We start from the raw sequence: 13,495 nt of genomic DNA on the forward strand, positions 1-13,495 counted from the left end.
CTGGCCTTGATGTCCGCCAATGTCGGCGAAATCGTCATCAGAATGTTCTTGAGGTTCGGCGTTTCCAGCATGCCCAAAATCAGGTGGCCGGTGCGCACCTGATTTGACGAATACAACAATGACCCCCAGACCCAAGCCCGCTCCATTACATCCTCAAGATGGCTGGAAAGGTCACTGACAGACGACGCACCGCGTGGCAGCTTATCCAGCGCCGAGGTCATCTCGGTCGCGATTTTGCCAGCGTCGAGATTGAAATGTTGGACAATGCGATGGATGTCGCTGTCTTGATTGTTCAGGATCTGGTGCATCCAGTGAACAACTTCGACATACGGGTTTCCACGCATCTTGCAAAATACGGTAGCCCCTTCGATTGCCTTGAACCCGAGGCTGTTAAGTTTCCCGAACAGGGCGACGCGGCTAATTTCTGTCATTGATAATGTCCCTTCAATTTATTGGTGCGGCTTGGCTCTGAAAATTGGGTTCCAGATAAAGGTCATCCGCGTCTTTTGTTATTTTTTTCTCGCCGATCCAGCCGGTTTGCCCCAGCCTTACGGTTTCTCCCAGTTTTGCTTTTGGTATATCTTCGGCGCGCAACACCAGATTGACATCCCAATCCAGCGCGTCCCCCACATAGTTGCGCACAATCGCCCGCAACCGCCCGAGCGAACTGCCGCCCGGCAAGAGACGTTGGTAATCCTCATAATTCAGAGGCCCGATGCGCAACCGGAATTTAGCGGATCGCGTCCAGACCCGGTCCCCGATCGAGGCAGTGCGCCCCAACTGCGCCGGGGCCCCCATCTGCCAACGGTCCCCTTTTTCAAGCTCAAGCCAGCAGCCGACGAATTCTTGCACCTCTACACGGGCACCAAAAAACGCCTGCAAGATTGATTGCAGACCGCTGGCATTCTTTGGCCCTTGGGCAAGCAAACCGGCAAAGTGGCGTTTTGCCAGATCGGGCAATTCGTCTTTGCCGCGCAAATGCGCGCCATGATAGCCGGCAATCGCGGCAACCTTGTTTTGAGTATCGTCGCTTTGATCACGGTCGAAACTTGCCGTGGGCTGCCCCGACCGCCAAGCACGGTAAAACAAAGTTGTCAGCCGATGCGTCAACATATCGGCAAAGCGCACCAATGTCGGGTCCCGGTGGTTGCGCATCCGTTCGCGGGCGTATTCCGTCAGGTGTAACGGCAGCGGCCCGTTCGGGCCAAACAGGCCAAAAAAGCGGTTCGTCAAACGACCGGGTTTATTGTTCTTGGGCGGGATGAATTCCGCCAAAGTCGAGGGCGGGAATTTCAGCTCGGCTTCTTGGCCGTGACGTATTGCTTCTTCACGTGGCCGGCGTGAATCCCCGATACGCGGTGCGTCGGGATATGCAGCCTCCAGCAGACGGAAAGCGTGAAAAATGTGATAATGTTCCGGAGCGTCCGCCAACCCTTTAAGAGAGGTTAGAGGATCCTCCCCAGACCGGTTTCCGGTCGCCATCGGGTAATCTCTCCGCGCTGTTGGGTGGCAAGCACCGTTTCTGTAAAGCTGTTGATGGATACATATTTTCGAAAAAATCGTTCTAATACGGCACCAAGCGCATAGGCGCTTGTGCCTTCAAAAAAGCTTTCGTCAAATGTTATCGAAATCTCGAGACCGCGGACGGCCGTCGACAACACCTCGTCTGCCATCCGGCGCACAATTGGCCGTGTATGTACAGAATTCAGCCCCTCAAGCTGCTTTGAAAGAACCTTGTTGCCCGACGGCGTGTAAATACCGATCAGTTCGCGCAATGCCGCAGCGCTGTCCTTCGCATTATTGTCAGCAATGCTGAGGTAGTTCAGGCTGAGGTGCGAAATTAGCCTCCAGGCGGTATCACCTTGGGCCAAGGTCTGGCGCGGGCGTGTCGGCCCCACTGGCGTATGTATATGCGCGACCGGCCCTCCAACAGGCAGATGAAATACGTCTTTGCCACCGGTGGGCAACAACAAGGGAAGGTCGCGATTTGTGACCATCGCCTGGATCGCCAACTGGTCAAGATTTGGCGAATACGGGGCCTGATTTGAATCGACCAAGGCAAGATGAATCTCGGACCCCAGATACGATGTGCGAACGCCTTTTAGACGTTCCTTTTCCGATCGCTGACGCATCTTGCGGGTTTGCGTATAATATGCGGCATGGGTGTCACCAGCTGCGGTCAAGTCTGTCGCTGAATAAAACGGCCTGAACGGCGCATCCTTTTCGCCATCCGCTGAAATTCCGGTGACGCTTTCAAGCGAATAGATTTCGTAATCCAAAGGTGCGGTGCGATCCGCGACAACATGATGGTCAACCTTCGAGGTCGTAACATGCACCCGGTCGCACCGCTTGTGAAACAGATTAATTGCGGGGACTGCGTTCAACGTAAACGCCTGCGGCGTTACACCGGGGGCCACATCAGGATCCCCCCCGCTGAGCAAAATGTAGATATCGACATCCGGCCCCTTGCACCGCGACAACGCCATCGACAACCCGGTCAGTTCCACAAAGTGGAACCTTTCAGGCATGGCGAAATATTCCTGAAGCAATCTGTAGCCGTCAAAGCTGCGCTGCGGGGTGGGCAAAAGCGCTTCTTCAGCCTCATAGCCCCTCGGGATCACCCCACTCCCCGGCAGCTCTGTGATCCAGTCAGCCCGCCGGTCAGTTGACCGCCCGACCAGCCCTGTCACCTGCGTGCTCAGCAGCTCATGCAACGCCCAGTTCTTGCCTTCCTGGCCGTTCAAAAACAAAACGAGACTGTCCATAGACAGCTCTGAAATCGGCAAGCCACCGTGCCGGTTCAACCGCAACCGAATGCCGGCGCGCGCCTCGGTGTCGCGCGACACACCTGCGGCAACCAATTCCCCGCGGCCATCGATATATTCAGCTTCTGTGATGGTGATCGGCCATAGGTTTACATCAGCCGCCGTGCGGAAAACGCAGGCCGTGTTATCGTCTTCGCCCAAGGCGCTGCGCAATTCGGAATGACGCGGAATTACATATCCATCCGCCAGCGCCGCATTTTGCATATCAGGTTCAAAATTTGCGATCATCATCGAAGGCGACGGGCAAAGATAGTGCGGATAGACGATCTCCAAAAGATGTGACGTCAACGCCGGATATTGTAATTCCAGCTCAAGCTGAACACGGGCAGATAGAAACGCCACCCCCTCCAGCAAACGTTCCACATAGGGGTCGACGACCTCGACACCATCCATGCCAAGACGCGATGCGATTTTGGGATAGGCCTGCGCGAACTCAGCCCCCATGTCACGCATGTATGCCAGTTCGCCCTCGTAGTGTTTTAATATCCGGGTATCCATGGAACTCTCAGGAAACTCTTTCCAGCTGAAGCTCGCCCGTGGTCACATCCACTTGGGTTCGCAAATACAATTCAATCGGCATCGGCTGCGCCCACATATCGGCCCTGATATCAAAAGAAACCACGGATCGCCTTTCATCCTGGCCGACGCGCAATTCCACATCCAAGGAACCGGGATGAATACGCGGTTCAAACACCTGTACGGCCCCCAATATCGACTTCCTGATTAGTTCGGCCCTTTCGGCGGTTGAATAGTCGCCTGAAACGCTCCGAATACCGTAATTTAACGTTGATGCAGCGACATTCGGATATAATTCCGGATCAATCTGTGAATTGCCGTTCTCAGTATTCAGCAACCACGAAAGGTCGCGCTGAATGATATCGCGCAACTGGCGCAGGTCAATAACGCGTGTCTCGCGGCGTTCTTTCAAATCTGATGGCTCGTTGTCGGTGAGCCGGTCCAAAAGGGATGGCTGCAAACGTTCTGCGATCATCTTGTCAGACATGATCAGTCCCCGTCGGCAACGGCGTCGGGTGCTTGGGTTTCGGCAGTATCGAATTCAAGCAGACGCACATCCATCAACGCGGTATCGCCCAGATCAGTTGTAAACAAGCGTTGGCCAATCCCTGCAAATGTTTCGGCCCCTAGATCCTCCCATTGGGTTGCGCGGGCCAGTTTTTCGGCATCGCCGCCGCGTTCCAGCGTTCCGGCATAGCGCGTGGGGATCAACCCTACGACTTCGCCACCATTGGCGGTTGTCAACGTGCATGGGGTCCAAACGGCATCGCGCAAATCAGCGGGCGCATCGAATTCAATCCGCGAAATAGCCGTAAAGGGCATCCAGTAATACTTGCCGTTTACAACGATTTCCAAAATCGGGCCCAGCCGCATGTCGGCATCGGCAATCCATTCGAACGCTTGTCCGTCGATTTTGCCAGAGGTGGTTGGGGCTGCTTCAAAAGCAAGGTCTCGGGTTTTTGCAGCTTCCTCATGGCGGCCAGCGGCGTTCGACTTGAGCGCTTCAACAATCAGGGCAATCCACTCTTGCGGTTCGCCAAAAATAAGAGGGTCTTTTTCGCCGGCGAATACCTTCTCGCGATAGACTTCACAGATGATACCCTCGCGGTACGTCTGTGCCATCGGTGTGGCAAGTGCATCCAGTTCGGCGGATAATTTCAGCTGGGCAATCGCACGTTTCCATTCACCACGTACGCTGAGCAACTGGAACAGGAATATGCGCAATGCAGGATTGGCAGAGGCTTTGCGCACTTCATCTTGAAGGGCGGCCAATGCCCCATCCAGATCACCGGCTTTCAAAAGGTCATCAGCTTGCACGGTCAATCTCCTGTTTGGGCATAGCGCAGGTCTAAACAAGCCCCGCGAGAGGCTTGTCCAGATTTCATAGCAACAAAAGCGTCTGTATCAGACGGCCAAGTTGGCTTTGTTGAGCACGCGGCTCCATTCGCCAGTCTTCGGCGTACCGTCTTTGCCTTGCTTGTCCTGCGGTGTGTAGGTCACTTTCATCGCGCCATACTGCAAGACAACTGTTTCTTCGCAGATGTCGTCGCCGTCAGAACCGGACCAGCTGATGTCCTGAATCATGACCAGCTTGAATTCCCATTTCAGGAAAGTTTTGCCGGACACACCAGCCGCACCACCCGAACGACGCAGTTCAACGACCATATCATCAAAGTGCGCGCCTTCGCACAGCTTTGAGAACATTGCCGCAGAAGCCGTGTCGGTCTTCTTGGTAATGGTGAATTCTTTAAAGGTCGCCTTACCGGCACCACCACCCGATGTCATCGAGCCGATATTGATGTTGTTTTCAGCACCAATTTCAAAGCTGATGATTTCGAAGGCTTTTTCCTTCTTCATTGCGTCATCTTGGGTTTCCCCGACAACGTCCGAACCTTTAAAGTATGCAAATGCGTCAAATGCCATGGTAAATTCCTTTCATGGAGTTAAGTGACTTGATTGTCTTTCAAATTGTGGGGGTTTTAACCCTTCTCGCTTGGTAGCTTGGAGGTTAGCCGCAAGGATACGGACAAGCCTTCCAATTGGTAATGCGGTTTCAGGAAAAACTTTGAACTATAATAACCTGGGTTGCCTTCAACTTCCTCGACTACAACTTCGGCAGCAGCAAGAGGCTGACGCGCTTTTACTTCTTCCGGTGATGTAGCAGAGTTGAAGTCAACATATTGATTGACCCATTCCTGTAGCCACGACTGCATGTCCTCGCGTGACTTGTACGACCCGACTTTATCGCGGACGATACATTTCAGGTAGTGCGCGAAGCGGCAGGTTGCGAAGAGATAGGGCAAACGCGCCGCAAGGTTCGCGTTCGCTGTCGCATCTTCATCGTCGTATTCCGCTGGTTTGTGCAGCGATTGCGCGCCGATGAACGCCGCAACGTCCGAATTCTTGCGATGAATCAGCGGCATCATACCATTTTTGGCCAGCTCGGATTCGCGGCGATCCGAAATCGCGATTTCGGTCGGGCATTTCTGATCCACACCGCCATCATCGCTGGGGAAAGTATGCGTCGGCAGGCCTTCGACTGCACCGCCGCTTTCGATACCGCGGATCCGCGAACACCAGCCGTATTCTTTGAAAGACCGGTTGATGTTTACAGCCATCCCATAAGCGGCGTTGACCCAGCCATACTTGCTGTGATCCGTACCGTCAGTGTCTTCTTCAAAGGCAAAACCTTCGACCGGGTCGGTCTTTGACCCATATGGCAAACGGCCCAAGAAGCGCGGCATCGCCAAACCGACATATTTGGAATCTTCGCTTTCGCGCAGCGACCGCCAAGATGCATATTCCGGTGTCTGGAAAATCTTTGTCAGGTCACGCGGGTTCGCAAGTTCGGACCAGCTGTCCATCTGGAACAGGGTCGGATTTGCACCGGTGATCAAAGGCGCGTGTGCTGCGGCGGCAATCTTGGCCATTTCGCCCAAAAGCTCAACGTCGGGGGGGCTGTGGTCAAAGTGGTAATCCGCAACCAAGCTGCCATAGGGCTCACCACCGAACTGACCGAATTCTTCTTCGTAGACCTTTTTAAAGATCGGCGATTGATCCCAAGCTGTGCCTTTGTATTTGCGCAGTGTCTTGTGCATATCCTTTTTGGAAATGTTCATCACACGGATCTTGAGCATCTCGTCTGTCTCGGAATTGTTCACGAGATAATGCAAACCACGCCAAGCCGATTCCAACTGCTGGAACTCTTCGTGGTGCAAGATCAAATTAACCTGCTCCGTAAGCTTTTTATCAATCGCGGCAACGATGCTTTCGATGGTCCGCAAGGCGTCGTCACTGACAAGGGCGGTATTGGCCAAAGCTTGCTCTGCGAGCGTCTTTACAGCCTGCTCGACCGCAGTTTTCGCCTGATCGGACTTGGGCCGGAATTCTTTCTTAAGCAGGTTCTCAAAGTCTGAGGAACCGAACGCCGTGGCTTCCGCGCCGACTGCGACTTCTGTTTCTGATTCGGCCATCTCTTACTCCTGGTTTTCGCTGTCAGCTTTGGGCGCTGGTTGGGCGGCAAGCGTCTTTAGAAGGGTTGGGTCCTGCGTAATCTTCGCAATCAACTCCTCCGCGCCTGTTTTGCCATCCATATAGGTCATCAGGTTGCTAAGCTGCGTGCGCGCATCCAGCAATTCCTTCAAAGGCTCGACCTTGTTCGCAATCGCAGCGGGAGTGAAATCATCCATCGATTGGAACGTGATATCGACGGCCATATTGCCCTCGCCGGTCAGCGTGTTGGGCACAGTAAATGCAGTGCGCGGTGCCATTGATTTCATCCGGTCGCTAAAGTTATCGACGTCAATTTCGAGAAACTTACGATCGGCAACAGCAGGCTGGGCAACTTCGGATTTACCTGCGAGGTCAGACATGACCCCCATGACAAAAGGCAGCTGAACCTTCTTTTCGGCACCGTACAATTCCACATCGTATTCGATTTGGACGCGGGGCGCGCGATTACGCGCAATGAATTTTTGTGAACTCCCAGCCATCAGTCTGATCTCCTGTTAAATGTATATTTTTGTCAATGATCTCGGGCACCGAGTCAAAGCTAAATCAATCGTCGTCTTCTAAACCGCCAATCAGGTTTACGTTTTCTATACCGCTAGGTGCCATATTTCTTACGATGGTCAAAAAATCGGCATTTACAAGCTTTTTCGCGCGCAAAAGCAACAAAGGCAGCGGGCTAGATGGTTCGCATCTTTCATAATACCCAATGATACGGTCAAGCGCATTCTGAACATCTGTAGGGGAGTTAATGCCCCCCCCACCGCTGACAGCCGGTGCGCCACCGACCTTAGCTCCGCTGCCTTGAGAGACTTCCCCTTCTTCTTCTTCGGCCACCTCGACCTCACCGCCCAGTGCCGCAGAAAGCTTGTTATTGGCCTGCTTAAGCAGCTTTAAAAGCGGGTCCAGATCGGGTCCGGAACCGGGTGTCATCTCGGAAAATACTGCATCAATTGCAGCTATATCGGCCAGCGCTTGCGCTGCGGCAGCTGCGATTTCACGCAACTCGTCTTCGTCCGTGTCTTGGAATGCGGCAGATACCTGTCCTGAATCGGGCACGACATCCATATCGGACGTCGGCGTAATCTCACCCTCCGCAACAGCAATGTCTCGAAGGGAAAGCGCCCCGAAAGTCCGGCTTTTGGTCAGCGGCGCGCGCCGCACCCCGCGCAGAATTCTGCTGTCGTCCGTCAGCGCCAAAACGGCATTGATCCGCATGGTAGGGTCATCATCGTCATCAGCATCAAGCTGCGGATGACATGTTTCCCAATACTGCTGCAGACAGCCAGTGATATAGGTCGTCGCCTTGGCAAAACCCACATACCCATTCAGGCGCAACTGGGCTTCTGCCAGAAAAATCCCTGCACGCAAATCATGGCTTCTTTCCATAATCTCTAGGGCTTTTGCGGAAACATCTTTGTAGTCCGGATCTTCGGCCGCTTGGATTTCATCACCGATCTGGCGTTCTTCGCCAGGTTGGGCAACAATCTCAAGCTCCGTGAACGCTGGATCATACTCCAGGTCTTCGCCGCTGGGCGCATCTTCCCCGCGACTCTGAAGGAGCAGGTCTATGTCCATAATATCATCCCCGGGCGTAATTTTCACAAGTGGCAGGCAGTTTACGTGGCGTGACCTTACCACAGGAAATGCATTTGGCTATAGAAAGAAGGTAAACGAATTGCGCGTATTTTAATTGAAAGTGTGGTTGCTCAAGGGCTTGAGCGCGCTTTAGCCCTGCCAACCTGATGGCAACCTGGGTTTTTCCTGCGTTGAAATCTGCTGATTTAATAGATCAAGCAGGGTCTGTCATAGCAAAACGAAGTGGGACGCCCGTCGAGACGCGGCATTCCAGCATCTGCAAATAAACTCGAATAGATTTCAGACCCGATCCGACCCACCAAGCGGTTTCTGCAGAACGCTGATCATGGCAGCCAGAATGCTGCTGTGCAGCGCAAAAGCCCATATAAATCAATCTTTCAATGCGGCACTAATAGATTGACCTGTCGCTCCTCCCGTCGCACTATCTTTTACAAGAATAATAGAGCAACTTATATGACGGCCTAAATGGACGATCTTAACTCTGAAAAAACATTGCCTCCGGCGCGCGCGATACGCTTTGACCGTTTGACCGATTTATTCGGTCAAGTCCCTCAATGCGGTGAATTGCTGAAGAGCCGGCCAAACGATGCGGATGGGTACCGCAGCTTCCTTGAAATGCTGCGTGCCTCCCAAACCCCCGAAGATGCGGTGACTTTTACTGCTTTTGCGCTTCAGCCCAAAGCTGCGGTGCAATGGGGGCTGGATTCTGTGCTGTCGGTGCAAGGTGATCTTTCTGCTGAAGACACGCAGATTGTGAACGGGGTCGTGGAATGGCTTAGAACGCAAACCACCGAAGCCCGCTGGAAGACATTCCAGATGGCATTATTTGCACCTCGCAAGACAGCGGCGGTTTATCTGGGGCTTGCCGTCGGTTGGTCGGGTGGCCCATTGGCCCCCAACGACCTTGTCACGGTGCCATCTTGGCGCACCCCGCGCGCGGTAAGCGCGGGGGTTTTGCGGGCGATCGGGCAGGTCGGGACAGAAAACCGAAAAGGCAATCTGGACCAGGTTCTAGACAAAGCAGCCGGACTTTTCCGGGTCCATTAAGCGCGCAAAGCGACCAACCCACCTAACCGCAAAGGGCAGTCGTTTCACATGGAATCACTGACACTCACGATCGAAAGTCACGCGGATGATGATCTGGAAACAGAAGCGACATTCAGCAGCACTGGAACCTCAATAAAGGTCGGGCGAAAGGCAGGAAACGATTGGGTTCTGCCTGATCAGACACGGCATATTTCCAGCAATCATTTCGATATCCTGTGGGAAGAAGACGGATATTATCTCCATGATCTTTCGACCAATGGCACTTTTATCAATGGTGCCAAAGACCGGGTTGACGGCCCCCATCACCTAGCTGATGGGGACCGGATTCAAGTGGGGGTATATGTCATCCACGCCCGTCTGCGCGAGGTCGACCCCCCTACCCCGCCAGTAGAAATCCCTGCTGAGGATCCCACGCAGCCCCCGCAAAACACGCCTGCTGCCCCACCAAAAACGGCACAACACCGCCAAGCGGTACAAGCCCCGCCCGGTGCTGCATTCTTGAACAAGGATGCAAAATCTAATGTCCAATCCCCTGGCCACAGCCATCTTGCAAAAGGTCAGGCGGCACAAACACCCGACTTTGCGCGGTTTCAGACAGGTGTTCCCAATCAATCTGGCGTATCGGCTCCTCCGGTTACGCCCTCCGCGCCCCCTATCGAAGACGTCTCCGATCCGTTCGAGGCGATCCTGAGTTCGGCGATTTCCGACGACGCCAGCGCAGCAGATGTGCCGGTCGAACAGCCCGCGCAGGCCCCTTTTGAGGCCGCGCCGGATGAGCCATTACAGCCTGAAAAGGCTATTGCGGATTTCTTAATTCCAGATGATGATTTCACGCTCGACCTTCCAAAACCAAACTTTGATCTTACGCCTGAACCCAAGGCCGACACCTCTGCCGAGAAGGCCGAGTTTTCTTCAGAACTGTCTCAAGCGCCCCGTGGCATGGGAGAGACTTTCGGGGCAGCGGATAGGTTTTCACCCTTCTCAGAGGACGATCTGCCGGTAAAGCCACGCGATGTTGCGCCGGTTGTGGCACCCGCCGCTGCCCCTATTGCGCCGAAACCACAGCCAGTTCCAGCTCCGGTTCCGCAAGAATTTCAAGAGGCACCCAAGGTCGCCCAGACCGACGCGCAGCCACCGGAACCCGCTGCAACCAACGATGATTTCCTCAAGGGGTTTCTTGAGGGTGCAGGCATCGACAGCGCAGAGCCGCTTGAAATTCCCTTGCGGGAACTCGGGCGGATTCTGGGCGAATGCGCCCGCCTTGGCACCCGTGAAATGATGCAAATGTTGCAGGACCGCTCAGCCGTAAAGTTGTTTGTCGCCCAAGAAGACCGGACAATGCGGATTTCATCAGGCAACAATCCGATGAAGTTCATGCTTGATCCCGATGAGGCGTTTGACGCGCTTTTTGTCGTGCCGCGCAGCGGATACCAGACAGGGGCGGACGGGTTTGAAAATGCACTGACCGATATTCGCAAACATCAATCTGCCATGATGGCCGCCGTTCAACCAGCAATGGCCGACATCCTAAGCGGATTGGCCCCATCCGATATCGAAAGTGCGACTGGCGGTTCGGGTGGCGGTGTGCTTGGCGGTGGCGCGCGCAAATGCTGGGATGAATACAACAAGCGGTGGAAAACCCGTGCCAATCAAGGCGAGAATGGCATGCTTGACGCGTTCATCAACGCCTTTGCAAAACGCTACTCCGAGGCGCTTGATAACCTTTAGATACAAATCGGGCGCAGCTTCCGCCGCGCCCGATCTTTAGCATTCCAAAGCTGATCGCTTTAGAACTGAAGTCTAAGCTGACCGGTCAATGCATAGCTGTCGATGTCAGCGCCAACCCGGGCATCAACCCGGATGGCCGCATTCAATTGACGTGCACCGCCAGCGTCATTCGGGCTCAGCAATCTGACATAGTTCAGGCCAGCGCTCACTTCGCCATAGGATCCCACATTCGAGATTTTGAGGTCACGAACCGTGCCCGACGGTGACGTAAAGACCGCTTCGCGATCGGAGCCAAAGTCGTTGTAGAGGGTCGCCGTCCCGAAATAGCTTAGGATGCTTACTTCATCATCAAGCAGTTTGGATTTCGCCAGTGTACCACTGATAAATCCGATCCGGCTCTTGCTGTCTTTCAACGTCAACGTGCCGTCTGTGCCCAAGTCAATCGTATCTGTCTGATTATTGGTAAATGCGAAACCTGCCGATGAAACAAAGCTCAACCCAGGAATATCACCAACAGGCCAGGAATAGCCGACTGCGCCGGATACCGTTTGCCCGCGGTTTTCGTATTTTTCGTCAGTCAGGTCAAAGCCACGGTTCGCAACCACTTCAAAGTTGGTGGAACTGAACCGGGTGGCCTCGTAACGATATTGCAGGTCACCAAAGAACCGGCCGCGTGCTGCGGTCATATAGACGCCTGCATAACGCTGCAGAATGTCGGTTTCCGTAAAGCTCAACAATTGCGTTGTCGCCGCACCGGTGTTCGGATCAATTGCGAAAACATTGTTGCTTGTGTTGCCTTGGTTCACACCCAGCAGGCCACCGAATGCCAAATCCCATCCGTCATAGTGACCGTCAAAGCAGGCAAAATCCCCGCCCAACTGCAAGCCGCTATAGTTCAAGGATACTGGTGATGTACCAGTCTGCCCCGTGGTTTCGTCCGAGAAAGAGCCGTCGACATCTGCACTACCACCGGTCATGCGCGCCCAGGTCCCTGCGCCACAAGGATCGATCGTCTTATCGCCAGCAAAGTCGCTCACAAACGGGCTGGTAGGACGGTTAATCACTGCATCCACCAGAGTTTGGGTCAGACCGACTGTCGCAGCAAGGTTGGTGATCCCTGTATTGATCCGGCTTTGCAGCAAGACAGATCCAGCACCATTGTCTTGAACGAAATACTCGAACACCGCAGTATCAGGAAGCCCCGTGATGCTGTTAAAGCTCAGCGAATTGGTTGTCCCGTAAGTAAAGATGTCGATATCGGAAATATCGCCTTCGGTGCCGATGTTGTTGAACGCCAACGCAATGTCACCCGAAAGCGCACCACCGACGGCGATCGTATCAGACAGGGTCGATCCATCGCTAAGATCTACATCAAGCTGAACCAATCCGTTCAGGTCAGCATTGCCATTAACGGTCAGCAAGCTGGTTGCGTCACCATTCTGCATGTTGATGGTGCCTGATGGCGCGGACAGGTTTCCGGTGATCACACCAGTTGCCCCGGTGGCGTTCAATGTGCCGGTATTGGTAAAGTTACCCGCAACAGTAGACCCAAAGTTGAAGGTCCCATTGTTGGCCACATCGCCAAGCGTGCCCCCGGTAAAGTTGAATGTACCAGCGTTAATGGTGCTCAGGCCAGTGATCGAACCACCGGTCATAAACGTGGTGCTGCTATTCCCGGTAAAGCTCCCTGCCGTGCCACCGTTCAGGTTCACCGTGCCGCCATTGTTCGCGATACCGCCATTCGCGGCACCCGCAGTTTGGGTGAAGATACCCGTGCCCGACGTGCTTGCCGCGCCGGTCAGCGTCGCGCCCGCATTGGTCACGGTGCCGTCGGCAACCGTCGTCGCGCCGGCGACCGTGCCGCCGTTCAGCAAAGCTTCGCCCGAAGTGTTGGTCAGGCTGGCAACATTGCCCGCCGTCACCGTGATTTCGGTCGCGCCGCCGGTTGTGCCTTGGTTAACAAGACCCGCAACATCGCCATCCGTCACCGTCAGCGTACCGCCGGTCAGCGTCGTCGTGCCCGCCAGTTCTGCCGTGCCATCCGCCGTGCCGTTAACCACGACCGCGCCATCGGCGATCGTCGTCGTGCCGGTGACTTGACCGTTGGTAACTGTCGACGTCCCCGCGCCAGCGTTGTTCGCCAGCGTCGCCGCTGTGCCACCGTTCAGGTTCACGGTGCCGCCATTGTTCGCGATACCGCCATTCGCAGCGCCCGCCGACTGGGTGAAGATACCCGTGCCCGACGTGCTCGCCGCGCCGGTCAGCGTCGCGCC

12 protein-coding genes are annotated in these 13,495 nt (G+C 54.6%); 2 read left to right on the forward strand and 10 right to left on the reverse strand.

Annotated elements, in window-relative coordinates:
• From ABYT07_RS13905 to tssA, 9 genes are all read right to left on the reverse strand, one after another.
• A partial coding sequence (locus tag ABYT07_RS13905) for a Clp protease N-terminal domain-containing protein (protein WP_372992549.1) occupies window positions 1-431 on the reverse strand: 431 nt, incomplete at its 3' end.
• Window positions 432-444: 13 nt separating this feature from the next.
• Window positions 445-1,482, reverse strand: a complete 1,038-nt coding sequence (gene tssG / locus ABYT07_RS13910) for a type VI secretion system baseplate subunit TssG (protein ID WP_372992552.1) — start codon at window positions 1,480-1,482, stop codon at window positions 445-447.
• A complete protein-coding gene (gene tssF, locus ABYT07_RS13915; protein ID WP_372992554.1) occupies window positions 1,446-3,323 on the reverse strand; it encodes a type VI secretion system baseplate subunit TssF in 1,878 nt (625 codons plus the stop codon). Before tssF ends, tssG begins: the two co-directional genes overlap by 37 nt.
• 7 nt (window positions 3,324-3,330) lie before the next feature.
• On the reverse strand, window positions 3,331-3,828 hold the full coding sequence (tssE, locus tag ABYT07_RS13920) for a type VI secretion system baseplate subunit TssE (protein WP_372992556.1): 498 nt from the start codon (window positions 3,826-3,828) through the stop codon (window positions 3,331-3,333).
• 2 nt (window positions 3,829-3,830) lie between these two features.
• Window positions 3,831-4,658, reverse strand: coding sequence for a type VI secretion system accessory protein TagJ (locus ABYT07_RS13925; RefSeq protein ID WP_372992558.1), 828 nt, complete (start codon window positions 4,656-4,658; stop codon window positions 3,831-3,833).
• A gap of 87 nt (window positions 4,659-4,745) precedes the next feature.
• Window positions 4,746-5,264: an Hcp family type VI secretion system effector gene (locus ABYT07_RS13930; RefSeq protein ID WP_372992560.1), complete on the reverse strand. Its 519-nt coding sequence runs from the start codon at window positions 5,262-5,264 to the stop codon at window positions 4,746-4,748.
• Between the two features lie 56 nt (window positions 5,265-5,320).
• Window positions 5,321-6,814, reverse strand: coding sequence for a type VI secretion system contractile sheath large subunit (tssC, locus tag ABYT07_RS13935; protein ID WP_372992563.1), 1,494 nt, complete (start codon window positions 6,812-6,814; stop codon window positions 5,321-5,323).
• 3 nt (window positions 6,815-6,817) lie between these two features.
• The gene (gene tssB / locus ABYT07_RS13940) at window positions 6,818-7,333 is read right to left on the reverse strand and encodes a type VI secretion system contractile sheath small subunit (protein WP_372992565.1); all 516 of its coding nucleotides are present in this window, start codon (window positions 7,331-7,333) and stop codon (window positions 6,818-6,820) included.
• Between the two features lie 64 nt (window positions 7,334-7,397).
• Complete coding sequence (tssA, locus tag ABYT07_RS13945) at window positions 7,398-8,426, reverse strand: type VI secretion system protein TssA (RefSeq protein ID WP_372992568.1); 1,029 nt, start codon at window positions 8,424-8,426, stop codon at window positions 7,398-7,400.
• Between the two features lie 486 nt (window positions 8,427-8,912).
• Here tssA and ABYT07_RS13950 point away from each other — a divergent pair, with 486 nt between their 5' ends.
• Together ABYT07_RS13950 and ABYT07_RS13955 are read left to right on the forward strand one after the other, a co-directional pair.
• Window positions 8,913-9,494, forward strand: a complete 582-nt coding sequence (locus ABYT07_RS13950) for a hypothetical protein (protein WP_372992570.1) — start codon at window positions 8,913-8,915, stop codon at window positions 9,492-9,494.
• A 48-nt stretch (window positions 9,495-9,542) separates the two neighbouring features.
• Window positions 9,543-11,222 (forward strand): type VI secretion system-associated FHA domain protein, encoded by a 1,680-nt coding sequence (locus ABYT07_RS13955; RefSeq protein WP_372992572.1) that lies wholly within the window; start codon window positions 9,543-9,545, stop codon window positions 11,220-11,222.
• 59 nt (window positions 11,223-11,281) lie between these two features.
• Here the strand turns inward: ABYT07_RS13955 and ABYT07_RS13960 are convergent.
• A partial coding sequence (locus ABYT07_RS13960) for a beta strand repeat-containing protein (protein WP_372992574.1) occupies window positions 11,282-13,495 on the reverse strand: 2,214 nt, incomplete at its 5' end.

It is taken from the genome of Sulfitobacter sp., from assembly GCF_041552635.1.
GTDB lineage: Bacteria > Pseudomonadota > Alphaproteobacteria > Rhodobacterales > Rhodobacteraceae > Sulfitobacter.

What these genes read in the sequence shown, in the direction of transcription:
- tssG (WP_372992552.1), bottom strand. Translation starts at nt 1,482, where the DNA reads ATGGCGACCGGAAACCGGTCTGGGGAGGATCCTCTAACCTCTCTTAAA.
- tssF (WP_372992554.1), bottom strand. Translation starts at nt 3,323, where the DNA reads ATGGATACCCGGATATTAAAACACTACGAGGGCGAACTGGCATACATG.
- tssE (WP_372992556.1), bottom strand. Translation starts at nt 3,828, where the DNA reads ATGTCTGACAAGATGATCGCAGAACGTTTGCAGCCATCCCTTTTGGAC.
- ABYT07_RS13930 (WP_372992560.1), bottom strand. Translation starts at nt 5,264, where the DNA reads ATGGCATTTGACGCATTTGCATACTTTAAAGGTTCGGACGTTGTCGGG.
- tssC (WP_372992563.1), bottom strand. Translation starts at nt 6,814, where the DNA reads ATGGCCGAATCAGAAACAGAAGTCGCAGTCGGCGCGGAAGCCACGGCG.
- tssB (WP_372992565.1), bottom strand. Translation starts at nt 7,333, where the DNA reads ATGGCTGGGAGTTCACAAAAATTCATTGCGCGTAATCGCGCGCCCCGC.
- tssA (WP_372992568.1), bottom strand. Translation starts at nt 8,426, where the DNA reads ATGGACATAGACCTGCTCCTTCAGAGTCGCGGGGAAGATGCGCCCAGC.
- ABYT07_RS13950 (WP_372992570.1), top strand. Translation starts at nt 8,913, where the DNA reads ATGGACGATCTTAACTCTGAAAAAACATTGCCTCCGGCGCGCGCGATA.
- ABYT07_RS13955 (WP_372992572.1), top strand. Translation starts at nt 9,543, where the DNA reads ATGGAATCACTGACACTCACGATCGAAAGTCACGCGGATGATGATCTG.